Origin of the sequence: Nocardia sp. NPDC050412 (genome assembly GCF_044458825.1) — a bacterium.
Classification (GTDB): domain Bacteria; phylum Actinomycetota; class Actinomycetes; order Mycobacteriales; family Mycobacteriaceae; genus Nocardia.
In genome coordinates this window covers 240375-264545 of record NZ_JBITIJ010000010.1, presented here as the reverse complement: position 1 = coordinate 264545, position 24171 = coordinate 240375, and the positions used below count along the sequence as shown (strand labels likewise).

At 65.4% G+C, this 24171-nt stretch carries 25 protein-coding genes; 11 read left to right on the top strand and 14 right to left on the bottom strand.

Annotated elements, in window-relative coordinates:
• Positions 1-147: 147 nt before the first annotated feature.
• Both ACIBI6_RS27695 and ACIBI6_RS27690 read right to left on the bottom strand, forming a co-directional pair.
• Entirely contained in the window at positions 148-591 is a 444-nt protein-coding gene (locus tag ACIBI6_RS27695; protein WP_364356128.1) for a DUF6918 family protein, read from the bottom strand.
• 120 nt (positions 592-711) lie between these two features.
• Positions 712-1344 (bottom strand): PaaI family thioesterase, encoded by a 633-nt coding sequence (locus ACIBI6_RS27690; protein WP_396958338.1) that lies wholly within the window; start codon positions 1342-1344, stop codon positions 712-714.
• 227 nt (positions 1345-1571) lie between these two features.
• Here ACIBI6_RS27690 and ACIBI6_RS27685 point away from each other — a divergent pair, with 227 nt between their 5' ends.
• The 5 genes from ACIBI6_RS27685 to ACIBI6_RS27665 all read left to right on the top strand — a co-directional run bounded on the left by ACIBI6_RS27685 (position 1572) and on the right by ACIBI6_RS27665 (position 6563).
• Positions 1572-2465 (top strand): 1,4-dihydroxy-2-naphthoyl-CoA synthase, encoded by an 894-nt coding sequence (locus tag ACIBI6_RS27685; RefSeq protein WP_364356134.1) that lies wholly within the window; start codon positions 1572-1574, stop codon positions 2463-2465.
• A complete protein-coding gene (locus tag ACIBI6_RS27680) occupies positions 2465-2857 on the top strand; it encodes a VOC family protein (protein ID WP_364356137.1) in 393 nt (130 codons plus the stop codon). The genes ACIBI6_RS27685 and ACIBI6_RS27680 overlap by 1 nt, the downstream gene beginning before the upstream one ends.
• Before the next feature lie 435 nt (positions 2858-3292).
• Positions 3293-4453 carry an o-succinylbenzoate--CoA ligase gene (gene menE, locus ACIBI6_RS27675; RefSeq protein ID WP_364356140.1) on the top strand — a complete coding sequence of 387 codons (1161 nt, stop codon included), beginning with the start codon at positions 3293-3295 and terminating at the stop codon, positions 4451-4453.
• 287 nt (positions 4454-4740) lie between these two features.
• A complete protein-coding gene (locus tag ACIBI6_RS27670) occupies positions 4741-5727 on the top strand; it encodes an ATP-binding cassette domain-containing protein (protein ID WP_364356143.1) in 987 nt (328 codons plus the stop codon).
• 5 nt (positions 5728-5732) lie between these two features.
• Positions 5733-6563: an ABC transporter permease gene (locus ACIBI6_RS27665; RefSeq protein WP_396958337.1), complete on the top strand. Its 831-nt coding sequence runs from the start codon at positions 5733-5735 to the stop codon at positions 6561-6563.
• 24 nt (positions 6564-6587) lie between these two features.
• On the opposite strand, the gene ACIBI6_RS27660 is transcribed toward ACIBI6_RS27665, so the two are convergent.
• Positions 6588-10145, bottom strand: a complete 3558-nt coding sequence (locus ACIBI6_RS27660) for an AfsR/SARP family transcriptional regulator (RefSeq protein ID WP_396958304.1) — start codon at positions 10143-10145, stop codon at positions 6588-6590.
• Between the two features lie 218 nt (positions 10146-10363).
• Here ACIBI6_RS27660 and ACIBI6_RS27655 point away from each other — a divergent pair, with 218 nt between their 5' ends.
• Entirely contained in the window at positions 10364-10840 is a 477-nt protein-coding gene (locus ACIBI6_RS27655) for an SRPBCC family protein (RefSeq protein ID WP_364356152.1), read from the top strand.
• Positions 10841-10885: 45 nt separating this feature from the next.
• Positions 10886-11758 (top strand): 1,4-dihydroxy-2-naphthoate polyprenyltransferase, encoded by an 873-nt coding sequence (locus ACIBI6_RS27650; RefSeq protein WP_396958303.1) that lies wholly within the window; start codon positions 10886-10888, stop codon positions 11756-11758.
• Between the two features lie 149 nt (positions 11759-11907).
• Here ACIBI6_RS27650 and ACIBI6_RS27645 read toward each other — a convergent pair whose 3' ends face one another.
• The 5 genes from ACIBI6_RS27645 to ACIBI6_RS27625 form a co-directional block, all read right to left on the bottom strand.
• Positions 11908-12294 carry a phage holin family protein gene (locus ACIBI6_RS27645; protein ID WP_040696159.1) on the bottom strand — a complete coding sequence of 129 codons (387 nt, stop codon included), beginning with the start codon at positions 12292-12294 and terminating at the stop codon, positions 11908-11910.
• 77 nt (positions 12295-12371) lie between these two features.
• A complete protein-coding gene (locus ACIBI6_RS27640; protein WP_396958302.1) occupies positions 12372-12953 on the bottom strand; it encodes a Clp protease N-terminal domain-containing protein in 582 nt (193 codons plus the stop codon).
• A complete protein-coding gene (locus tag ACIBI6_RS27635; RefSeq protein ID WP_040696163.1) occupies positions 12953-13174 on the bottom strand; it encodes a hypothetical protein in 222 nt (73 codons plus the stop codon). Before ACIBI6_RS27635 ends, ACIBI6_RS27640 begins: the two co-directional genes overlap by 1 nt.
• Positions 13175-13276: 102 nt before the next feature.
• On the bottom strand, positions 13277-14362 hold the full coding sequence (locus tag ACIBI6_RS27630; RefSeq protein ID WP_396958301.1) for a PLP-dependent cysteine synthase family protein: 1086 nt from the start codon (positions 14360-14362) through the stop codon (positions 13277-13279).
• Entirely contained in the window at positions 14359-14709 is a 351-nt protein-coding gene (locus ACIBI6_RS27625; protein ID WP_364356166.1) for a DUF4229 domain-containing protein, read from the bottom strand. Before ACIBI6_RS27625 ends, ACIBI6_RS27630 begins: the two co-directional genes overlap by 4 nt.
• Positions 14710-14892: 183 nt before the next feature.
• Here ACIBI6_RS27625 and ACIBI6_RS27620 point away from each other — a divergent pair, with 183 nt between their 5' ends.
• Positions 14893-15102, top strand: a complete 210-nt coding sequence (locus ACIBI6_RS27620) for a BldC family transcriptional regulator (RefSeq protein ID WP_364356169.1) — start codon at positions 14893-14895, stop codon at positions 15100-15102.
• Between the two features lie 127 nt (positions 15103-15229).
• Positions 15230-15427 (top strand): hypothetical protein, encoded by a 198-nt coding sequence (locus ACIBI6_RS27615; protein ID WP_040696246.1) that lies wholly within the window; start codon positions 15230-15232, stop codon positions 15425-15427.
• Positions 15428-15874: 447 nt separating this feature from the next.
• Here ACIBI6_RS27615 and ACIBI6_RS27610 read toward each other — a convergent pair whose 3' ends face one another.
• A complete protein-coding gene (locus ACIBI6_RS27610; protein ID WP_396958300.1) occupies positions 15875-16495 on the bottom strand; it encodes a hypothetical protein in 621 nt (206 codons plus the stop codon).
• A 372-nt stretch (positions 16496-16867) separates the two neighbouring features.
• Here ACIBI6_RS27610 and ACIBI6_RS27605 point away from each other — a divergent pair, with 372 nt between their 5' ends.
• Positions 16868-17449 carry a hypothetical protein gene (locus ACIBI6_RS27605; protein ID WP_364356176.1) on the top strand — a complete coding sequence of 194 codons (582 nt, stop codon included), beginning with the start codon at positions 16868-16870 and terminating at the stop codon, positions 17447-17449.
• 904 nt (positions 17450-18353) lie between these two features.
• Here the strand turns inward: ACIBI6_RS27605 and ACIBI6_RS27600 are convergent.
• A complete protein-coding gene (locus ACIBI6_RS27600; protein ID WP_396958299.1) occupies positions 18354-18950 on the bottom strand; it encodes a hypothetical protein in 597 nt (198 codons plus the stop codon).
• 147 nt (positions 18951-19097) lie between these two features.
• On the opposite strand from ACIBI6_RS27600, the gene ACIBI6_RS27595 reads away from it, so the two are divergent.
• Positions 19098-19664 (top strand): hypothetical protein, encoded by a 567-nt coding sequence (locus tag ACIBI6_RS27595; protein ID WP_396958298.1) that lies wholly within the window; start codon positions 19098-19100, stop codon positions 19662-19664.
• A gap of 187 nt (positions 19665-19851) precedes the next feature.
• Here the strand turns inward: ACIBI6_RS27595 and ccsB are convergent, their stop codons facing one another.
• From ccsB to ACIBI6_RS27575, 4 genes are all read right to left on the bottom strand, one after another.
• Positions 19852-20820, bottom strand: a complete 969-nt coding sequence (ccsB, locus tag ACIBI6_RS27590) for a c-type cytochrome biogenesis protein CcsB (RefSeq protein ID WP_364356179.1) — start codon at positions 20818-20820, stop codon at positions 19852-19854.
• Positions 20821-20822: 2 nt separating this feature from the next.
• A complete protein-coding gene (locus ACIBI6_RS27585) occupies positions 20823-22460 on the bottom strand; it encodes a cytochrome c biogenesis protein ResB (protein ID WP_396958297.1) in 1638 nt (545 codons plus the stop codon).
• Positions 22457-23293, bottom strand: coding sequence for a cytochrome c biogenesis CcdA family protein (locus ACIBI6_RS27580; RefSeq protein ID WP_364356185.1), 837 nt, complete (start codon positions 23291-23293; stop codon positions 22457-22459). Before ACIBI6_RS27580 ends, ACIBI6_RS27585 begins: the two co-directional genes overlap by 4 nt.
• 270 nt (positions 23294-23563) lie before the next feature.
• Positions 23564-24121 (bottom strand): TlpA disulfide reductase family protein, encoded by a 558-nt coding sequence (locus tag ACIBI6_RS27575; protein ID WP_364356391.1) that lies wholly within the window; start codon positions 24119-24121, stop codon positions 23564-23566.
• Positions 24122-24171: the final 50 nt, after the last annotated feature.

Sequence of the window (24171 nt, the reverse complement as noted above, 5' to 3'; positions counted from 1 at the left end):
CGGGTGTTACGAGCGACCGTTCGCGGCCCGTCTCGCGTCCGAGTCGTCGAAGCGCATGCGCCGCAGGCGCGAGTCTCGACGACTCGGACGCGAGACACCAGGGGGCCGCGAACCCGCCGCGCCGAAGGCGCGGCCATCAGACACAGCTCAGGCGTGCCGCTGTACGAGGTCGCCCAGCCGCGGCAGGGCCTCGATGACGTTCTTCTTGGCCGAGGAACGCATGGAGGAGTAGACCTTCTGCAGCGCCGGGCGCGTGGAGGCCGCGGCGCGCGCGTCGGTCACCGAGAGCAGAGCCTCGGCGACCTCATCCGACTTGGCGACCAGCAGGTCGGCGAACTTGCCGGACCCGCTCGCCGTGTATTCCTGCCAGAACGGCTCCAGTTGCGCTACGAGCTTGGGGGCCAAGGACTCCAGCGCGTCCGGCACGATGGACGGGCTGATCTTCTTGACCGCCGCGTAGCCACCCTTGACGGCCAGGCCCGACGCACCACCCTTGTCCGACACCTCGGCATCCAGAACCTCCTTGGCATCGGCAAGGAAGGCCGTGCGCTTTGCGTCGTCGAGCAGGGATTCAGACAGTGCTGCAACCACTTTCAGGTTCCTCCGGGATCAATGTCGATGAACGAGCGCACGTCACTATACGCACTGGTGCGCGGAGTCACACGGTACTCATCCGCTAATGAGGCGCCGCCGGACGAAGTCCGCCCTCGCCTACGGCTGCCACGGCAGCAACTGGACCATCAGTCCTTCACAATCCGCGAGGAAATTGCCCTGCTCATCGACCAATTCGGCGGTGATGAAGGTTTTGCGCCCTTCGATGCGATCGACGCGACCCCGCACGGTCAGCGGCGTCTGCAACGGGGTGATCTTGCGGTAGTTCACGTGCAGATAGGCGGTGCGGCTGATCGGTCGCCCCGCGTAGTGCACGATCATGCCGAGCAGATCGTCGAACAGCAGCGGGAGCACGCCACCGTGTGCGGCGCCGTTGCCGCCGAGATGGAAGCGACGGAATTCACCGGTCATCACGATGCCGTCTGGTCCCGCTTCGACCACTTGCCACGGCAGCAGCAAAAGGCTGCCGCGCCCGGGCAATTCGACCGCGCGGCCCGCCGGGCCCTGGAGTTCGGGTGCGCGATGCGGCTCGAGCAGATCGATGAGTTCGCGGGTGCGGTCGAGCGCCTCGCCGTAGATCTCGTCGGGGGCGTCCACGCAGACGGCCAGATCCTGCAGCGTGCGCAGGGCCTCGACGAGCGGGCCGAAGTTGGCGCCGACTCGCGCGCGGGAGACCTTGGGGAAGCCGCCGTGGCTTTCGTACCGGGATTCGTCCACCGCGCTGTCGTCGATGCGCGGACCGGACCGCCCGCCGGCGCGCTCTGGAACTGCCGGACGCCCTCCCGTCGCCCGACCGCCGCCCCTCATCGAATCGCTCCGCGATGCTGAAGTCATGCTTGCACGGTATCGCGTTGTTATACACCGTCAAGTCGTACCGCCGAGTAATGGAATCGACACCATAGAAGTTCGCATGGAAGTCGCTGGCATCCGAAACATCGGTGGGGGCAATAATCACAGGGGTGACGTTCAATCCGAAGCTGTGGCGGCCCGTTCCGGGATTCGAGAACCTAACCGACATCACCTATCACCGGCATATCGAGCAGGGCACCGTCCGGGTGGCCTTCGATCGGCCGGAGGTTCGCAATGCGTTCCGCCCCCATACGGTCGATGAGCTCTACCGCGCGCTCGATCACGCCAGGATGACCCCGGACGTCGGCGCCGTGCTGATCACCGGCAACGGCCCCAGCCCCAAGGACGGCGGCTGGGCCTTCTGCTCGGGTGGTGACCAGCGCATTCGCGGCCGCAGCGGCTACCAGTACGCCGAGGGCGAGACCGCGGACACCGTCGACCAGGCGCGTGCGGGCCGCCTGCACATCCTCGAGGTGCAGCGGCTGATCCGGTTCATGCCGAAGGTGGTCATCGCGCTGGTCAACGGCTGGGCCGCGGGCGGCGGGCACAGTCTGCACGTGGTCTGCGATCTGACCCTGGCCAGCCGCGAGCACGCCAGGTTCAAGCAGACCGACGCCGATGTCGGCAGCTTCGACGGCGGTTACGGCAGCGCGTATCTGGCGAAAATGGTGGGCCAGAAATTCGCGCGGGAAATCTTCTTCCTCGGTCGTCCCTATACCGCCGAGGAAATGCATCAGATGGGCGCGGTGAACAAGGTCGTCGATCACGCCGAACTGGAAAACGTCGCGCTGGAGTGGAGCGCCGATATCAACGGCAAATCCCCACAGGCCCAGCGCATGTTGAAGTACGCGTTCAATCTGCTCGACGACGGTCTGGTGGGTCAGCAGCTCTTCGCGGGCGAGGCCACCCGGATGGCCTATATGACCGATGAGGCGATCGAGGGTCGCGACGCCTTCCTGGAAAAGCGCGAGCCGGACTGGACCCCCTACCCCTGGTACTTCTGATGGACATCCTCAGCAGCCGGGTCATTCTGCGGCCCGCCGACTACCAGGCGACCCTCGCGTTCTACCGCGACGGACTCGGATTGGCGATCGCACGCGAGTATCCGGGCGGCACGGTTTTCTTCGCTGGACAGTCGCTGATCGAGGTCGCCGCGCACGGCGGATCCGGCAAATCGACCACCTTCGAAGGTGCGCTCTGGCTGCAGGTTCGCGACATTTCGGACGCGGCGGCAGAGCTCGCGCTGAAGGGGATTCGCATCGAGCGGGAGCCGGTGCAGGAGCCGTGGGGACTGATCGAAATGTGGGTGCGCGATCCGGACGGGGTGCCGATCGTTTTGGTCGAAGTTCCCGCCGAGCATCCGATCCGACGTGATTCGCGCTGGTCACCGGACTGATCACGACGGCAACGGTGGCACGGGCGGGGCGGCTCGAGTTGCCAATGCCGACACCGACGAGGACGATAACCCACACATGGCCGCTCGACCGCCGACGTCCGGGCGACCACCGCTGAGTACCGTCCTCCGAGTGAATCGCAGTCTCGATGTCCGGCGTACCTGCCTTCTCCTCCCCTGACGCGGCCGAACCTCCAGCGCGCCGCCCCAGCAAACCGACCCCTGCCGCGTGCGGTCACGTTGACATGACACGATCAGACTCGTGAGGGAGCGCAGCGAGCGAACCATGAACACAGCGCGCCTGCGCACGACGGCGCCGAGCACCAGCGAGGTGCGGTCGCGCATGACGGGGGCGAAATCCATGAGCGAGCCCAGCGAGCGAATCAACAGCGCAGCGCCTTCGGGCATGACCGTGCCGAGCGCTAGCGAGGCGCGGGCATGAGCCGCACCCTGCGGACGCTGCCGATGCCGACCGGATCGGGACTGGGCGATGTCATGCCGCATCTGCGAGAAGTGTTGGAGGGCAACGGCCCCGCGTGGTTGCCGATACCGACCAGCGACCGTCGGGAGGCCCGGCGACTGAGCGACGCACTCACACCCGGCGAACTGATCGATGACGAGGTCGCGCTGGTGGTGACCACCTCCGGCACCACCGGCGTGCCGAAGGGCGCCATGCTCAGTTCAGCCGCGCTGCGGGCCAGCGGGACCGCGACACACGATCGACTCGGTGGTCCCGGCACCTGGCTGCTCGCCCTGCCGACCCATCACATCGCGGGCATTCAGGTACTGCTGCGCAGCATTCTGGCCGGTACCGAACCCAGTGTGCTGGACGTTTCCGGTGGCTTCCTACCCGAGGCGCTGGCCGGCGCGATTTCCGGTATGCGCGGTGAACGCCGCTACACCGCGTTGGTACCGACCCAGCTCATCAAGTCGCTGGAGGCGCCCACCGCCGCGGCGGCACTTGCCCAGTTGGACGGCGTGCTGGTCGGCGGCGCGGCCACCCCTGCACCGGTCTACGAGCGCGCGAAAGCCGCCGGTATCAACGTCGTTCGCACCTACGGCATGAGCGAAACCTGCGGCGGCTGTGTGTACGACGGAGTTCCGCTGGAGGGCACCGAGATTCGCATCGAGGACGGCCGCGTGCTGCTCGGCGGCGCGATGATCGCCAAAGGCTATCGCGGCCATCCGGACCATCCGGCGTTCGCCGAACCCGGCTGGTTCCGCACCGAAGACGCGGGCACTTATGAGAACGGCGTGCTCAGCATCACCGGACGTCTCGACGAGGCGATCATGACCGGTGGACTGCTCGTCGTCCCGCAGGTCGTCGAGGCCGTGCTGATCACCCATCCCGGCATCAGCGAATGCGTGGTGCTCGGCCTACCAGACGATCGGCTCGGCCAGCGGGTCGCGGTCGCGGTGGTTCCCGCCCCCGGCGCCAGCCCGACTCTCGAGGAACTGCGCGATCACGTCGTGCGCGAACTCGATTCCATCGCCGCACCGCGCGAGCTGGCAATCCTCGACGAGCTCCCGCTGCGCGGACCGGGCAAGCCGGACCGAGCCAGGCTCCGTGAGCATCTCCTCGCGGAATCGGCGCACTGAGGCCGGGGCCCGCGGCCGAATCCGTAGCGACCGCTGCTGTCGACGATCGACATCAACGGCTCGAGTCGGGCACCGTACAAGGCTGACGAGCGCGGAAACGCCCAACAGACTCGCAGCCGCGCGACGCACACGGCCAGGATGGCCCGCGTGCGGCCGGTACCTCGTCCGAGCAGGCTCGCGATAGGTCCTCGATGTTGTTGGGGCGCGCGAACATGCAAGCGGGTGCAAGAGTGCGGTGACACCGCGGTGCAAGGACAGTGCAAGACACGGGCCGCAAAGTCTTGGGCATGACTTCTTACACACCCACTTCAGCGCTCGCCGTCGAGGCGGACAGCCTGGTCAAGGTGTTCGGGGAACAGCGCGCCGTCGACGGTGTGAGCCTGGCGGTTCCGCAGGGCTCGGTCTACGGCGTGCTCGGACCGAACGGCGCGGGCAAGACCACGACCATCCGCATGTTGGCCACCCTGCTGCGCCCTGACGGCGGCAGCGCCCGCATCTTCGGCCGTGACGTCGTCGCGGAACCGACGGCCGTCCGGTCCCTGGTCGGCGTCACCGGGCAGTACGCCTCGGTCGACGAGGATCTCAGCGCCACCGAAAATCTGATCATCTTCTCCCGCCTGCTCGGCCTCAGCCGCGTCGATGCCAGGCGCAAGTCGGTCGAACTGCTGGAGGAGTTCGACCTCACCGAGGCGGCGAATAAGCCGCTGAAGAACTTCTCCGGCGGCATGCGACGCCGTCTCGATCTGGCCGCCAGCCTGATCGCGACACCACCGCTGCTGTTCCTGGACGAGCCGACCACCGGACTCGATCCGCGCACCCGCGCCCAGATGTGGGAGACCATCCGCCGCTTGGTCCGGGAGGGCGCGACGGTGTTGCTCACCACGCAATACCTGGACGAGGCCGATCAGCTCGCCGACCGGATCGCCGTCATCGACCACGGCAAGGTGATCGCCGATGGCACCGCCGACGAACTCAAATCCTCGGTCGGCGGCTCTTCACTGCATCTGACGCTGGTCGACCGGGCCCAGCTCGAGGAAGCCCGCCGGGTTGTCGGTGACTTCCTCGGCGTCGACGCCCAGATCACGCCGGAGGCCGGACGGCTCACCGCGCCGCTCGCGGACGCGGGCATGACCGCCGACCTGCTGATCCGCCTGCGCGAGTGGGAGATCGAGATCGACGAGATCACCGTCACCAAACCCAGCCTCGACGAGGTCTTCCTCACCATCACCGGCCACCCGGCCGACGACAACGATTCGGAACGGAGCGCGGCATGACGACCATCACCGCCGAAAGCACCACCGCGCGGCATGCGGCAGCGACCTCGATTCCCGAGGTCAGCAATAAGATCAGCCTGCAACAGACCATGTCGACCTCGCTCACCATGGCCTATCGGGGCATCTTGAAAATCAAGCACAATCCCGAGCAACTGTTCGATGTGACGATTCAGCCGATCCTGTTCACCGCGCTGTTCGCCTACATCTTCGGCGGGGCGATCGGCGGGAGCGTTTCGAACTATCTGCCGGTCCTGATTCCCGGCATTCTGGTGCAGACCGTGATCCTGACCTCGGTCGTCACCGGCACCCAGTTGCGCGAGGATATGGACAAGGGCGTCTTCGACCGGTTCAAATCCCTGCCCATCGCCCGCATTTCGGTGCTGGCGGGTGCGTTGATCGCCGATATGGTGCGCTACGCGCTGGCGACGACGCTGACCATCGTGGTCGGCCTGGCCATCGGCTACCGGCCCGAGGGCGGTGTCGCCGGTGTCGTGGTGGCCGGTCTGGTCATCGTGGTCTGCTCGTTCGCGGTGAGCTGGATCTGGGCGCTGGTCGGTGTCACCGGTAAGAGTGCCGCGGGCGTGCAGGGCATTTCGATGATGGTGATGTTCCCGCTGACCTTCATGTCCGGCGCGTTCGCTCAGGTGAGCACCATGCCGGGATGGATGCAGGGGCTCAATCACGTGAATCCCGTGTACTACATGGTGAATGCGGCCCGAGCGCTGATGAACGGCAATGTCTACGGCAGCGATCTGGCCTGGTCGCTGATCGGCTCGGTGATCGTGATCGCGATCTTCGCACCGCTGAGCATCAAGGCGTACATGCGCCGAGCATGATTCCCGGAAGTCGCGGTGGGTGAGTCACCCACCGCGATTTTCGTTGTCGCACGACAGTTCCTGTAGAAGGTCGAGGATCCTGGCCGCCGCTTGCCGCCGACGCATGCCGGCGGCCCGGGTCAGTGCTTCGTCGAAGCGCCCGTCCCCCACCGTTGTTCGGTGCAGTGCCGCGTGATGTCGCAATTGGGCCGACGGATTGTCCTGTCGCGCCGTCACCTTGGTGGCCAGCGAAAGCAACTCCAAGCCGATCTTCGAATCGCGTCCGACCGCGAGATAAAATGTTCCGACCGCGTTGCCGACCGCGCCGATCTGTGGCAGGTCGTAGAACTGCCCGAGTCGGCCCGTCGCGAGGCGAATCAGCGTGCGCGCGATATCGTCGGCCTCCGCCGCCCGCCCGTGCAGCACGTATGCGTCCACGGCGCCGCTCGCGGTCATCAGGATGCCCGGGCCGGGCATTGGTTCGTCATCGGGCCAGCCGTACAGGTCCAGTGCCCGCCGATAATGGCGCAGCCCGGCGTCGGTATCGCCCTCGGCAAGTTCGAGTTCCGCCATTCCGATGACAACCGGCGCCAGGCGGTGGTTGCGTCGGATGTGCGGATCGTCGATCGCGGTACCGTGCGCCGGATCACCATCTGCGGCGCCGAGCGCGAAGCCCAATTCCCGCCGCGCCTCGTCGAGCCGACCCGCGCCGATCAACGACACCGCGAGATAGCTGCGCATCTCCACGGCTTCCTCGTGTGCGCGCAACTCCCGCAACAGTTCCGCGGCCCGGCGGTAGTACACCACCGCATCGGCATAGTGTGCGGTCTGTCCGGCGAGCTGCCCGAGATGCTGGGTGACCATGGCCGTCCCCCAGACATCGCTTCCCTCGATCAGCTGCAGGGCGGCTTTCGCGTCCCGGGTGGAACCGTAGACATGGCCGGAGTTTTCCCGGACATTCGCGCGCATGAACACCGCTGCGGCGCGCACCAGCGGGTCCGGCGACCGGGCGCCGTCCGCGAACAGCCTCGGCGAATCCGAGCCCGAGATATCCCCGCAGGCCATGACGCCGAGAAAACGCGCTCCACTATTGAGATCTATTGCAGTGCTGAGCAATCGACGGATCCGTGCCCGCGTGGTCGCCACCTGACGCAGACCGCTGTTCAGGTACAACATGTGCATACCGATCTGCAAGTGCGCGAGCATCTGCAGATCCGCGACCGTACCGCGCACCGGACCGGGTTCAGGTGCCAGGGGGAGAATCCGGCGCGCCCAACTGCTCAGCTCCATGTGCGCGCCGCGCATTACCCATAGCGTGCCGGCGATCGGGAACACTCGGTACACCGTGCGGGCGTCCCTGCGCTCCAACGCATATCGCAGCACCGTGACAAGGTTGTCGAGCTCCGCACCGGCCGAGAGCACCGTGGCCACCTGCTCGTCGGAGAGATAACGGTGCACCGTGGCGATCGAATAGTCACGGGCCCAGCGCGACATGCGATCCATCACCACCGGACGCTCGTCGACCGCATCCGAAATGCCTGCCGCAGCATCGGACCCGGTCAGTGCGAGCTGTTCCTCACCGAATTCGCGCACCGTTTCCAGCATTCGGTAGCGGGTTCCGATCAGGCCCTCGTCGTCGTCCAGGACGGTGAGCAGCGATTGGCTGACCAGTCCGTCCACGGCCGTGGTCACATCGTCGACATCCGGGCCACCCGCCACCACTTCGGCTGCATCGAGGGTGAATCCGGCCGGAAAGCGGCACAGCCTGCGCAAGGCGATCTGTTGCGGCGCTTCGAGCAGATTCCAGCTCCACGCGATGACGGCGTGCAAGGTGCGGTGCCGTTCCGGCGAGGAGCGATCTCCGCTGCGCAGCAAGGCGAATCGGTGTTCCAGGCGGGTCTCGATTTCCTCGACGCTCATGGTCCGCACACGGGCGGCCGCGAGTTCGATGGCCAGCGGCAGGCCGTCCAGCGTGCCGCACAGCCGGGCCACCACTTCGGGATCCAGGCGCACGGTCGGCCGCACCGCACGCGCTCTGGCCATGAACAGGTCGGTGGCCGGTGATCCGGCCGCGTCGATTGCCAAGGGCGCCAGCGGATAGACCGTTTCCGCGGTGATCGCCAGTGGTGCTCGGCTTGTGGTAAGGACACTGAGCTGGTCGCAGCTGCCGACCAGATCGGCGACCACTTCGGCGACCGCGTCGATCAGATGCTCACAGTTATCCAATATCAACAGCGTCGGACGGGCCGCGAGCGCATCTCGCAATCGCCGACCGGCATCGCTGTAGCCGGTGGAGCGCCGCCATGCCGTCTCCCGGACGATCTCGCCGAGGCCGAGGGTCGTGCTGATCGCGGCTTCGATATCGGCGCGTGGGTCGGCGTCGGCGGCCGTATCGGCCCGTACCGACGCCAGCTCCACCAGCACCACGGATTCGCTGCGCGCGACCCGAGCACCCAATTCGTTGGCCACCCTGGTCTTTCCGGTGCCGCCGGGGCCGAGGACGGTCGTCACTCGGGAGCGGTGCAGCAGTTGCTCGAGTGCGTCCAGATCGGCGGCACGTCCGAGCAGCGCATTGGGGGCCGCGCGCAGTCCGATCGCGGCGAGGGTACTCGGCGGTGCGGCAACGGCCGAATCGGAAACTCGTCCAATCGAATCCAGTGACACCGAGTCCCGCCCGGCGGAATACCGCGCGACCGAATCACCTACCGCGACCGATATCGTCGGATCACCCGATGTGGCCGAATTCGTAGCGGGCGTCGGCTTCGGCACGGCCCCACCATGATCGGCCCGCGATGCGAATCCGGGCACCGGATCACCGCGCAGGATCGCGGTATTGAGTTCCACCAGCGCCGGGCCCGGATCCGCGCCGAGTTCTTCGACCAGCCGCCCGCGCATCGATGCGAAGACATCGAGGGCTTCGTTCGGCCGCCCGGCCGCGGCGAGCAGCCGCATCAAGGTGGCGTGCGCGGCCTCGTCGAGTGGCTTTGCGACCGCGGTGCGGCGGGTGATGGCCACCGCGCCGTCGAGATCACCGGTGGCGACCCGGGCGGCGACCTCGATCGCCTCCAGTTCGGACCACCGGCGCGCGGCCGCTGTGCGCAGTTCGTCGGCGAGGTCGCCCGCGGGTAAGTCGGCACCGGGCTCGCCGCGCCAGAGCGATCTGGCCTGGGTCAGCACCTCGAGACATCCGGCGTGGTCACCGTCGGCTTGTTTGACGCGGGCCGCGTGCACCAAGTCGTCCACGAGGGTCAAATCGACCTGATCGGCGGTCAGCCTCAGGCGGTAGCCCGCCGGGCCGATCTCCAGGGCCGCATCCGGTAGCGCCGAGCGCAGCCGCGACACCTGGGTGTGCAGCGCGTTCATCGGCGCGCGCGGCGGCTGCTCACCCCACACCTCATCGATCAGCGCCTGGGCGCTGCGGCTGCGGCCGGGACACAGGGCCAGCGCGGCGAGCAGCAGTCGCGACCGTGCGCCGGGGAGCGCTGCGAGCGTGCCGTCTCGGCGTAGCGCGATTTCGCCCAGCAGGGCCACTACGACCGATTCGCCTGCGGGCGTCGTCAGGGTTTGACTTCGGCCGTTCGGGCCGCTCTGATCGGGAAACATTCCGTGGTTATCGTATGCGAGCCCCGGCGCGAGCGACGGGCCCGGAGGCGGTAGCGCAACGGCAAGAACAGTCGGCCGCCAGGCCGTCCGTCGAGGGTGGCGGTGGGAGACGGGCGGGCCCATTAAGGGACCCGGGAGTGCCGAAATCGAATACTGTCTGCCAGGCTGACATGGTTTTTCGCCCCTGTTCGGACCGGTAAGGCGCTTACGCTGTGCGCATGGCTGAGTTCGAAATCGTTCGGCAGGCTGTGATCACGGCCGAGCCCGCGCGCATTCATGGGCTGATCGATAACTTCCACGAGTGGACCAAGTGGTCGCCGTGGGAGGACGTCGATCCGCAACTGCAGCGGAAGTACTCCGGGCCGGACGCTGGAGTCGGCGCCCAGTACGCCTGGGACGGCAACCGCAAGGCCGGTCGCGGCAGCATGGAGATCACCTCCAGCGACGACCGGGAAATAGATATCCGGCTGGCCTTCGAGAAGCCGTTCAAGGCCACCAACAAGACGACCTTCGAGCTGAACCCGGTCTCGGCCCTCGAAGGAGGAGAACCCCGCACCGAGGTGGTCTGGCGGATGAGAGGCCAGCACAAGGGCCTGATGGGCGTGATCGGAAAGGTGTTCCCGATCGACAATATGATCGGCAAGGACTTCGAGAAGGGCCTCGACCGACTGAAGACCGCCGCCGAAGCCAACTGAACCGCCCGAGCGGACCGAACCGCGGCCGCGCATTAGGCTGCGAATATGGCTACTGCAGCGCAATGGATCGAGGGCGCACGGCCCCGTACCCTGCCGAACGCGATCGCCCCTGTTCTTGCCGGAACCGGCGCCGCCGCCTCCATCGAAGGCGCGGTGTGGTGGAAAGCCGTTCTCGCGCTGCTGGTTTCGCTGGCCCTGATCATCGGGGTGAATTACGCCAACGACTATTCCGACGGTATCCGCGGAACAGATGACGTGCGGGTCGGTCCGCTGCGGCTGGTCGGGCAGAAGCTCGCCTCGCCCGCCGCGGTCAAGAATGCCGCGATCATCAGCCTGGCCATCGGCGCGATCTTCGGGCTGGTGCTGGTCATCGCGACGGCGTGGTGGTTGCTGCTGGTCGGCGCGGCATGCCTGGCCGGTGCCTGGTTCTACACCGGCGGCAGCAAGCCGTATGGCTACAGCGGGTTCGGTGAGTTGGCGGTCTTCGTCTTCTTCGGTCTGATCGGTGTGCTCGGTACCGAATTCGTCCAGGCCGAGCGGATCGAATGGGCGGGCCTGGTGCTCGCGATCGGCGTCGGGGCATTCTCCAGCGCGGTGCTGGTCGCCAATAATCTGCGTGACATTCCGACCGATACCGAATCCGGGAAAGTCACCCTCGCGGTCAAACTCGGCGATCCGCGGACTCGCACGCTGCACTTGGCGCTGCTCGCGGTGCCGTTCATCGCGACGCTGCTGTTGGTCGTCCGCACGCCGTGGGCACTGGTCGGACTGGTCGCCGTGCCGCTGGCAGTGCGCGCCAACGCACCGGTGCGCTCCGGTAAGGGCGGGCTGGAATTGATTCCGGCGCTGCGTGATTCGGGGTTGGCGCTGTTGGTGTGGTCGGCGGTTACCGCGTTGGCGCTGGGTATCGTGGGTTAGGGACCGCGAAGCGCGGCACCCGGTTGGCGCCGGCGGAGCCGAGCATGCACTTTCCGGCCGAATTCGGCGATTTCCGCCTAGTTCGCGCAAAGAATGCACGCTCGGACCCATTCCGCCTTCGAGCGAGCCGTGAGCGCGCCAGGAAGCTGCTAGTCGTCGCCGTCCGGAACCAGGACGCCGAGGATCCAGTTGACCACCGCGACAATGATCCCGCCCCACACCGCTGCCCAGAAGCCGTCGATACGTAGGCCGTAGTCGGTGGTCTCGGTGATCTTCGCGGTGAGCCACAACATCAGCGCGTTGATCACCAGCAGAAACAGGCCGAGGGTGACGATGACCAGCGGTAGCGATAGAAGTTTCACGATCGGCTTGACCAGGGCATTCACCACGGTGAAGACCACGGCGACGGCCAGGATGACAATGACTTTGCCGCCATTGCCCTTGTCCTCGGGACTCCAAATCTCGATCTTGTCGACCCAGGCTGCCGCCAGCCAGATGGCAACGGCGTTGATAATCAAGCGAATCAGAAGCTGCATGGCTTGATGCTAGGCCCGACCGGCGGGCATGTGCTGCCCCAAAGCGCGAATGGGGTGGCGCGCACATGCCCGACCTCTCACGCCGCACGGTCGAGCAGCGCGTGCACCTTCGGTCGGAGGGCGTCGATCACCTTCGGACCGCCCAGGATGCGGGTTGTGGTCGCATTGGGCGCGCGCAGAATGCCTAGCAGCAGATGCCCGGATTCGATGGACCTGTCCTTGCGGGCCAGGGCTTCGCGCAGTCCCAACTCCAATACCTTCTTGGCGTCCCTGGTGAACGGAATGTGCCCCCAGTTCCGATCGCGGCCGCGGCCGAATCGGGACCGCTCCTCGGGCACGGCCCGTTCCAGCGCATCCTCGCCGAAGGTGGCCTCCAAACTCTCGCGCACCGCATCCAGATCGATGCCGATCGAGCGCAGCGCCTCGGCGTCCTCCGCACCGAGCGGCTGGCCTTTGGCCTGTTGGCCGAGGCTTTCCAGCACGTCTCGGTGGGTTAGCCCGGCCGCCTCCTCGAGCAGTGTCTTCAATTCCGCTTCGCCCTGTGACAACAGACCGAGTAGCACATGCTCCACCTCGATCCTGGGTGCGCGCAGTTCGCGCGCGTCTTCCTGGGCGATGACGATCACCGTCCGCGCCGACCTGCTGAACCGTTCGAACATCAGCGGTTCCCGCCTCTCCGGTTGTATTTCTGGTGGACCGCCTGCTTACTGACCTCGAGCGCCTCCGCGATCGCCTGCCAGGACCAGCCCTGTTCGCGGGCATTGGTCACCTGAATCGCTTCGAGCCGTTCGAGCAGCCGACGCAGTGCGAGCACCGCGCGCAGCCCGACCTTGGGGTCGGGACTGCCTGCGGCGGCCGCCAGTGTGGTCGCTTCAGTCATGTCGTCAATTTTGATTGACGAACTCCGGAGTTGTCAACGAAAATTGACGATGTTCGCCGAAAGAAAACCCCGGCACTGCGGCCGGGGTTGCGGTATCGCTTGCTAGCCGGACCAGATTCCGGTCGCGGCGAACTTGTCCAGGATCGCGGCGGGTTCGGTGAGGTTCATGTCCTGCGCCTGGACCCATGCGTCATCGAAATATGTTCCGGCATAACGATCTCCGCCGTCACAGAGCAGGGTGACCACACTGCCCGAACGACCGGCGGAGATCATTTCGGCGATGAGTGCGAACGCACCCCACAGATTGGTTCCGGTGGAACCGCCTACGCGGCGGCCGATTACCCGACTCGCGAGGCGGGCAGTGGCGACCGATGCGGCATCGGGCACCTCGATCATCCGATCCACCACCTGACCGATGAACGACGGCTCGACCCGCGGGCGGCCGATTCCCTCTATGCGCGAGGGCATTCCGGTCTGATAACCGGCGTCAGCGGTTTCGTAGCCGCCGTAGAACGCGGAGTTCTCCGGGTCGACCACGGCCAGTTTCGACGGGTAGCGGTGATAGCGAATGTAGCGACCGATGGTGGCGCTGGTGCCGCCGGTACCCGCACCGACCACGATCCAGTCCGGCACCGGATGCGCCTCCAATTCCATTTGCTGGAAGATGGATTCGGCGATGTTGTTATTGCCGCGCCAGTCGGTGGCGCGCTCGGCATGGGTGAACTGATCCATGAAGTGGCCACCGCATTCGGCGGCAAGACGCGCCGCCTCGGTGTACATATCCGGTGGTCGCTGTACGAAATGACAACGGCCGCCTTGGGCTTCGATCAACTCGATCTTCTGCGGCGAGGTGCTCGCGGGCATCACCGCGACGAAATCCAGGCCGAGCAATTTGGCGAAATACGCCTCGCTGACCGCGGTCGAACCGGAGGACGCCTCGACCACCGTGGCGCCCTCGGTGACCCAGCCGTTGCAGATCGCGTACAGGAACAGCGACCGCGCCAGCCGGTGCTTGAGGCTGCCGGTGATGTGGGTCGACTCGTCCTTCAGATACAGCTGGACCCGCCATGAGGCGGGCAGCGGGTACCGGATCAGGTGGGTGTCGGCGCTGCGCTGCGTATCGGCCTCGATGAGCCGCACGGCATTGTCGACCCAGGCGCGTGGCGCACTGCGATCGCAGTACTTCACGAGTCCGTCCCGGGCGGGTCGTCGTCACCCCGAAGCCGGGCGCGCAGCTGCGCCTTATCCTGGCGGCGCTTCGCATCGACGACCGCGATGTCCTCGTTGACCCGAGCGCGCAACTTCTTGAACAGCGTCAGCGACAGCGGCATCGCGATGATCAACGCGAACAGGGCGGCGACCACCAGTGGGATCTCCACCGAGACGAGCCTGGCGACGCCGACGATCGCGGCGGTGATGACCACGACCAGACCGAGCCTGGCAAGCGTGTACAGCGCCAGGTTGCGGGCCAGCCGCGCGCTGATGCCAGTGGTTTGCTGTTCGGGTTCACCCTTCGGTGGAGTTGCCTCACTCACGCCGTCCAGCCTATGCGAAGCTATGGCCCACCCTCGGCGCTACCTGCCGTCGAGGCCAGGGCGCGTATCCGTTTTGTCTATTACTTCCCCTTTACCAACTGTAGGTGGTTCGAGTACCTAGGGGTTGCAGTGCAACGATGGCGCCATCTGATGAGGGAACTGTCGAGAACGGAGAGGTTTGCTATGACTGCGATCACCGTCGGCGGCCAGGACACCCTGCTGACACCGGGCCAAGTGGCCGCCATGTTCCACGTCGATCCGAAGACCGTCACCCGCTGGGCGCACGCCGGGCGCCTGGGATCGCTGCGCACACCGGGTGGGCACCGTCGGTTCCGCGAATCCGAAGTACTCCAGCTGCTCGAGTCGCTGACCACCGAGGCCACCGCGCGCTGATCATGGTCCGCGGGCCCGTAGCTGTGAGTTCGATATCCCTGTCTAGGGGCCCGCACCCACCAATTTCGTGTCTGCGGTGTTCGAAGGCTACGCACGCGACTACCCTCGTTAGCAGGAGGTGAGCGACGTGACGTACCTGTTGGCACTCATCGCAGTTGTGGCAGTCGCGGTGTTGTGCTGGAAGGCGTTCGGCCCCGAGAAGACAGCCGGACCGCCCACGCGTTCGCCGCAGCGCAAGCGCATCATGGGGCCCGATGACGACCCCGAATTCCTCTGGCGCATTTCGCGCCAGCATCGTGATGGTGACGGGTCTGCCGAGCGCTGAGTAGGGTACGCCCGGTTCGCCGGGCGTTTCCGGTAGGCAGACGCGAATCCTTCAGTCGCGCAACGCATACTGCCCGCGCGGTTTGTTTTTCTGCGCCAATGCTGAATCGCGCCCATGCGCCGCAAATCGGTTTCTACCGTTTCGCAACCAGCCACCAGCGGGCTGGTATCGCAAATGATCACTCACGACCACCGCGGTCGCGCCAACGCACTTCCTGGCACGTGGACGAGAAGTCGGGTTCGGCCTCGACAGCCCACGCGAACGAGAGATGCCTCCGAGGCTCGGGTGTTGTTTCTCGATCCGCGGCCGACCGACGCGGCCGGCAACCAAGCGAAGTACGACCGGCCGCAGATCCTCCTCGGTCAATAAGCCGACGAGGTCGCCGAAACTCGAGTCAGCGAAGGCCGCCGTCGTATTCCTCAGCGTGCCGTTCGACTGCTCAAACGATCACGGCTCGCCGTTGATGACGGCCATCAGGGCGTCCATGAACGACTGCCCGCCCATGATGTAGCCGCCGGCGATCGCGCCGATTACGGCGCCGATCGGGCCGGTGATGATGCTGAAGAAGAACACGCCGACGATGGCGCCGATGACGAGGCCGAGAACGCCGCCGAGGACCACGCCGACGATGTTCTTGTTGATTTCGTCGGTCAGGCGGGCCATGGAATTGACCGGCTGCATCTCGCCGATGTTCTTGGCGCTCAATTTCGGCGTGAGAGCGAGGGTTCGGCCGTTATCGGAGATCGTCTGGTCGACCGCGACCTTGGTGCCGGAGAGCTCGTAGGTCAAGGGGACTTCCGTCACCACAGCGCCGGCATCGGACTTCAGCAGGACCTTGGTGCCGTTGTCGGCGAGTTCGAACTTGCCGCTGTCGACCTCGGTGGTGAGGACGCGGTCCCGGTGCCCATCCGAGATTTCGGAAGCCACCGTGTGGTAACCGATTCCCTGCTCGACGCCGGAGGCCGACACCTCTTTGGCAACTTCCGCTGGCTTCGCATTCGCGGTTCCCGCTGCGATTCCCACGGCGGCGATGGACACGAGGGTGACGGCGAACGTGCCGAACTTCATCAAGGTTTCCTTCTGACAAGCACCGGCCCCGGTAGCCGGTTGACGCGTCTAGCGCCACGTAGCTTGTTGCCCCGCACGGCATTTGGGAACCCCTGACAGCCATCGTTATTCGATTGTTACCCCAGCATCCGACCTATGATCATTTCACACAAGTATCCTTTTTATCCTCAAAAATGGGTGACTCGACGCGCACGCATCTGATGGTGTAGGCATGACGTGATCTCTCACCATTGCAACTTTCAACTTCGTATCTCGGCGCGCGAGTTCGAACAGCCCTGGAGGACGTCACAGGTGTCGCGTCAACGTGTCCGTGCGGGTCTCACCTTGACGGTCTTCATAGCTGTAACCGCGCTGGCCGCGGCCGTAGTGGCCGTGGCGGCGATGTCGCTGAGCAACGACAAGTCCACCGCGAGCAGCCCGTCGCCCGCAGCTCAGAACGACCTCGCGCCGACCACCTCGCCGGAACCGTTCCCCGAGCTACCGCTGACCACTCCCGAGGCCCCGCCGACCACCTCCGCCATCCGCAGCACCTTCGACAAGATCGCGGGCGGCCTGAAGATCGACGTCGGTGACTGCATCGAGATCGGCGGCAGCGGCGACAACCCGACGCTCGGCAAGTCCGCCTGCGGCAGCGCGACCTCCAACTACAAGGTCATCGACAAGGCGGCCGAAAACGCCGCTTGCCCCACCGACGCCGACCGCGCCCTCAACGACACCCTGCGCGGCGTCAACCGCGCCGCCCTCTGCCTGGACATCGACTGGGTAATCGGCGGCTGCATGGACCCGAACAAAGACAACCCGAAGCGCCTCGAGTGCAACACCAAAGGCGTCCCCAACGCCGTCCGCGTCATGGACATCAAACAAAACACCACAAACGTGAACGTCTGCTCCTCCAGCGACCGCGGAATCGTGTACCAACAACGCCAATTCGTAGTCTGCGTCCACCGCTTGTAGCTATCGCCGGGCGCACGACAACACCGGAAGCCCCTGCACCCCACGGATTCCCGATTTCTTGCCGCTCCCGGCGGTTACCTCCCGACCGCGAGCCGGGGATGCTCGAGTAACGCGCGCGCCAAGCCCCTTACACTCGACCACCACGAAGCCATCGTCTACATCGCCATGATCGCCGTCATGTCACGCCGGCCCGCCCACACCTGACACAGTTCTCAGACGCTGACTCAAACAGAAAAGTTAGCTTCTAAATGTTCTCGTGCGGCCGAATCGTCTGGTAGCCAGCGGTAAGCTGTTGTTGACGCGTTCCGCGGTACCGAATGACGTCTCGGGTTCGGTCGATGCTGTAGCTGCCAGCCTGACGTCCCTATCGGGAATGCATCATGTACGTCACCAAGTAGCGAATCGCGTGTCGCAAAGTCGATTCGGCACGTATCGCACTCGCAGCCCCAGTCCGGGTAGCTCGGCAGCGCGGCCCACTACGCGGACATCATAAAGCTCGTTGTAAGGAAGCAAAATGTCTAGCAAAATCGTCAAAACCCTAGCCGCGACTGTTATGGCCGCGCCCCTGCTCGTCCTCGCGGCGCCCGCAGCCACTGCCGATTCGACCGCGGCGCCTCCATCGTCCACCATAGCTCCGGTCGACGGATCATTCGGATCAGCGACGTGGTGTATCCCCCTCGGCAGTGCCGTCTGGTGCTTCTGAGTGAGCGTGTGACGCTCGAGATTCGAGTGAACTCCTGGTAAAGCAGTAATTGCTGAGATCAATTGCTGCACCAGGGAGTTCATTTGTCATCATCGCGTATTGCCGTGCGTTCGTCGCGCCCGACTGGTGGACCGCGCGGCGGTTTGATGCCTATGGATCAACCGCCACCCCACATTGCAGAGCGGGGACGCACGCTCCTACTCATGCGCCCTGTTGCTCTGCCCGGTTCTGCTCCCACTCCAAATTAAACAGTCGCTTTTCCGTCTCCAATTCCCACTGTTTCCGTTGAAGCTCTACGTTTCGCATGCCAGATTCATGCTTGCCCCGATCAGCTGCGTCGACTGATGCTTCGCGGCGTGCCGCTGCCTTCTCCAGCCGACGATGCGCGGTGTACGCGGGTGCGACAATGCCGCCGATGATTCCGCCTGCCAAGTAGCTACCTAGCGCAAATCCAGTCAGCGGCCCCGCGATCGCAGCTGTGATTGCAAGTATCAACATCAGGTCGGCCAGCCTGTGGAGCATGAGTATCGAGCGGACTCTGTAGTTCGCGAGATCGTTCGATGCTTCTTCGAGGGCCTCCTGTATTGCGTCGGGAGCGTTGATGGCCTCTGTGGCGACCGCAGGTACTTCAGGGCGGCCCGGCATCCCTCCAGAGGCGGCAGTCTTCTCGGATATCCACGCAGCGATCAGCCCGGCGATCGCCGATACGTATCCACCCGCAGAGGCAGCGATCCAGAGGACAACGGGTCCTCTCCCGGGATCGTTGGCAGCTTCGGCGGCGAGCGTCGAGATCCACATGGCCCGTAATCCTCCCACCTAGATGAGCCGACATGCCGCATTACCGCGCGCGATGGTCCGCAGTCTTTCGACGCCGAGCATTGATGCCTATGCATCAACGCTGTCCTCGGTGGGGTTCGAAACTGCGACACTCGCTTCAGGAGAGCGGTGTCACAGATCCTCGGCGAGGCTGTACATGACGGGCTCTTGGCTCGGAACCCCTGCTCGCGTCGGACATCACCGCGGGCCGGACAGCAGAAGGTCTATGTCGCGACGACCCAACAGGTCTGGGCACTTCACGATTCAATGCCCCAGCACCTGCGAACCGCGATCTTGCTCGGCGCATTCGTCGGGCTTCGGATCGCAGAAGCGGCCGGTTTCCGCTTCGACGATGTCGACTTCGACGGCGCCATGGTCTACCCGCAACGACAGTGGCCGGACAAGCCACTCGAGACGAAGGCCAGCTACAACCCCTTGCCGATTCCCGCCGAGCTGGTCGACATGCTCGAGACATCCGCCGCTCGATCCGGCACCAACCTCGTGTGCGACGAACTGTGCAAGCCGGTGTCGCCCTGGGTAATCGGGTGGAACCTGCGCGGTATCAAGGATGAGATACCCGGACTGCCGGAAGGGGCAGCTTCCAGGACCTCCGCCATTACTACGCCTCCCTGCTGTTCAGCCAGGGCGCCGACATCAAGACGGTTCAGACCCGAGTTCGCCACGGAAGCGCCGTGACAACATTGCGCTACTACGCGCACCTTTGGCCGGACGCCGACGAATCCACGCGAACAGCGGTCGCTGGCGTACTACGGGACCGGCTGCAATCTACTGCGTACTCACTGCGTACCGAGACGCCGACCACGTCGGCCGCCAACTCCGCCGACAATCGTTAATCAGCAGCTCAGAGCACTTATTTCGATCCTCAGTTCAGCCCGGCATATGAGTGCAACCCACTGATCACGATGTTGATGATGAAAAGGTTGAACAGCATCGCGACGAACCCCGCGATATTGATGTATGCGGCCTTGGTGTCGCGCCAACCTGATGTGGCGCGGGCGTGGAGGTAGGCGGCGTACAATACCCAGGCTATGAAGGAGCAGGTTTCCTTGGGGTCCCAGCCCCAGAAGCGGCCCCAGGCGGCTTCGGCCCAGATGGCGCCGAGGATTACGCCGGCGCCGAAGAGGGGGAAGCCGATGATGGTGGTTTTGTAGGCGAGGCGGTCGAGGGTGCGGGCGTCGGGGAGGCGGCGGGCGATGGTGCCCAGGATGTTGTCGGATTCGGCGCCTTCGGGCTGACGCAGGCGATAGAGGAACAGCAGGCTGGCGATGCCGGAGACCAGGAAGACGCCGCTGCCGATGCTGACGATGGTGACATGCACGGGCAGCCAGAACGACTTCAGTGCGGGCACAACGGGTGCCGCGTCGGCGTAGAGCACAGTGCCGGCCAGGAACAGCAGGATCAGGATCGGGACGAGCAGGAATACCCACATCGAGCGGTAACGCTGTTCGCGCAGGAACACCATGCCGACCACGGCGGCCGCAGCGGTCGCCATGGTGACGAATTCGTACATATTGCCGAGCGGGAAGCGGTGGGTCGCGAAGCCGCGCAACACGATCGAGGTCACATGCAGGGCGATCGCGACGAACAGTACCGAGAACGCCATATTGCCAGCGCGTTCGGCGAACGGCTTGGCTTGCGGCGTCTCGACCCGGCCGGGTCCGGCGGGACGATCGGAGCCGCCGCCCGCGGTCACCAGTTCACGCGCGACGACCTTCTGCGTGCGCGCCGCCGCGTACTGCACGATCAGCAGCACCAGCACCAGCGCGTACACGACGATCGCCGATTTGAAGGCGAGATCGCTGTACTGGGCGATGGTCTCGTCGATCGGCATGGTCACTCTCCTGTGGCGGATCGGTCACCGAGCAGGCGCTTGCGCAGGCGATCGAATTCGCTGCCCCAGCCCGCCTGATCGGTTCTGGCGAGCCCGCCCATCTCTACTACGGTGCGTCGTTGGTCCACGGTACCTGCTTCGTCCTCGGCCGGGTAGCCACGGATCCAAATGCGCCGCCGCTTCACCAGCAGCGACACCAGCAGCCCGGCCATCATGGCCAGCGCGCTCACCAGCACCCACTGCTGCGCCGGATCGTGCGATACCTGCAGATTCACGTATTCCTGCGCGCCGTTGAAGGTGACCTTGGTGCCATTGGGCAGCGTCGCCGACTCGCCGGGACGCAGGTTGACCCTCGCCTCCTTGGTCAGTCGCCCCTGCTTGACCTGCTCCGGATCCAGCGCGAACAGCGACTGCGGCTTACCGGTATCGAGACCGGTATCGCCGCGATAGATGTCCACCGCGACGGCCGGATCGTCCATGGTCGGGAACGACGAGGTGAGCAGGCTGCCGTGCAGTAGCGCGGTCGGCGCGAACAGGCCCTCGATGGCGATCTGGTTCTTGCGGCGCTCTTCGTCGGTCGCGTACATGCCGCCGGGCGGATCGATCCGCAGCACACCACTGGACAGGAAGGTCTGCGCATTGTCGGGCCGCCATTGCACGGATTCGGTGCGGGTTTGCCCGTTCGGGAAGGTGACCGTGAATGTCGGCGCGAAACCGTGGCCCTGCAGATACAACCGGTCCCCCGCGACGCGCAGCGGATGATTCACCTGGATCTGCGTATCACGCCAGGTATCGCTCTGCAGATCGCCCCCGGCCTGATATTCGATATGCGAGGTGAACATCTCGGCCTGCCCGTTCTGCAGGTAGTCGGCCTTGAAGTCCTTGACCCGCACGCACAGCGGCGCCATACCGGTGCCGTCGTTGATATTGCCCGCCTTGAACGAGTCGAAGACGGCGGGCGAAGTGGTACAGAAGCCGGGCCCGTTGTTCGCGATGACGATCACGCTGCCCTCATAACCGAACAGCTTGCCGACCGCGATGGCGACGAGTAGCCCGACCAGGGCCAGGTGGAAGACCAGGTTGCCGAGTTCGCGGGTGTACCCCTTCTCCGCGGAGAGGGTGATCTCGCCTTCTCGAGTACCTTCGCGCACCTCGGTCCGCCAGCCGCGCAGTCCCTTTCGCGCATGCTCGAGCACGACGTCCGGGGTGCCGTCGATCGTCTCGGAGTAGTGATGCGGCAGCCGAGACAGGTTGCGCGGCACCCGAACCGGCGGGGTGCGCAGTGCGCGATAGTGGTCCAGGCAGCGCGGCAGAATACAGCCGACGAGCGAAATGAACAGCAGCGCATAGATTGCCGTGAACCAAAAGCTGGAGAACACGTCGAACAGCTGGAACCGGTCCATCCACGGCCCGAGCGTCGGCCGGTCGGCGATGTATTGATCGACCTTGCCCTCGTTGAGATTTCGCTGCGGCAGCAGGGCACCCGGAATCGCACCCAAGGCCAGCAGGAACAGCAATACCAGCGCGGTGCGCATACTGGTGAGCCCACGCCAGCCATTGCGCACGAGCGCCCACGCGCGACCCGGTAGCGACTGACGCGGCGGCGTCACCGGCGCCTCGGGTTTGTCGAGCACGGTCATATCGGCAGCGTCACCTCGGAAACGAATGCGTCGCGCACCCAGGCGACGAATTGGTCCCACGCCCCGGTGACCAGCGCGATCCCGACCGCGACGAGCAATATGCCCCCGATGATCTGAATGGTGCGCGAATTGCGCCGCAGCCAACCGACGCCGCGCAACGCGCTCGCCGACCCGAAGGCCAGGATCACGAACGGCAGTCCGAGGCCGAGACAGTAGGCGACGATCAGCGCAACCCCGCGCACGGCCGTCGTGCCCTCGGTCCCGGCCGAAACCGCCATCACTCCGGACAGCGTCGGCCCGAGACACGGTGTCCAACCGAGCGCGAAAACCGCGCCGAGCAGCGGAGCGCCCAGAATGCTCGTGAGCCTGCGCGGCTCCATCCGGGTATCGCGCTGCAACGCGGGGACCAGGCCGATGAACACCAGACCCATCAGGATGGTGACCACACCACCGACCCGTTGCAGCAGTTCACGATTCACGTTCAAGGTCTGGATGACACCGAAAACCGTTGCGGTGGCGAGCACGAACACCACGGTGAAGCCCGCCACGAACAGTCCGGCCGCACCGGCCACTCGGATTCGATCCGTACGTGCCGCAGCCCGATCCACCGAAACCGCTTTGCCGCCAAGACCTTTGGTCTGCGCAGCGGTGGCGGGCGGCGCTTCGGCGCCGACCAGCCCGGCCAGATAGGACAGGTAACCCGGTACCAGCGGCACCACACACGGCGAGGCGAACGAGACCAGTCCGGCCAGTACGCACGCACCGAGCGCCAATAACAGCGGCCCCGTCGCCGCCGTCTGCTGGAACGAATCACCTACTGCGGCAAGCACCATCAGTCGGACTCCACCGGGGGTCGATCAGCTCGCTCGGGCACCGGCGCGGGTTCCGGTGCGAAGTCCATCATGGAATCGGCTGCGGCGCTGCGCGGTACGGCGGAAACGCCGACCCACCGGTCATCGACCGTCCAGACACCGCGGACGAGACGGGCGGCCTGCCGCGGGCGACAGGCACGCGGGCTACGAGTACGGCGATCGCGATTCACGATTGCACCTTCCTACCGCTCGCTACTGAGCGGGACGTAATTACGGCGTGGGCCGAACGAATCACTGCGAACCTTCCGCCGCAATGCGTTCGACAATTGGTTGGAGGTCTTCCGCCAAGAGCGAGCGGAGGAAGACAGCGGCGACCCGATGTTGCCGGTCCAGCACCAACGTGGTGGGAATGACACTGGTCGGGAAGTTACCGCCGAGCGCGAGCAGGGTGCGCATGGACGGGTCGTAGACGGACGGATAACCGACCTTGTTGTCGACGACGAAGTCCTGCGCCTTGTCCTGCTGGAAATCACGGACATTGATGCCGAGGAAAACGACGCCCCTGTCCTTGGTTGCCTCGTAGACCTTGTCGAGCGCGGGCGCCTCGGCACGGCACGGCCCGCACCACTGCCCCCACAGATTGAGCACGACCACCTTGTCCGGGAAGTCGGCGACCGAGGTGGTCTTACCCGAGGTCATCAGATCCGGCCCGGCGAGCTTGCCGATGGTGCCACGCGCGGCGGGCGGATCGTAGAAAATATCGGTTCTGCCGCCGGGCGAGACGAATTCGAACGTACCGCCGGAGGCCACCGCATCCTTCCCGGTCGAACAACCCGCGAGCGCGGCCATCAGGGCCACGCACGCGAGCAGGACCGGCGCCGAACGCCGGGCCGACGGCC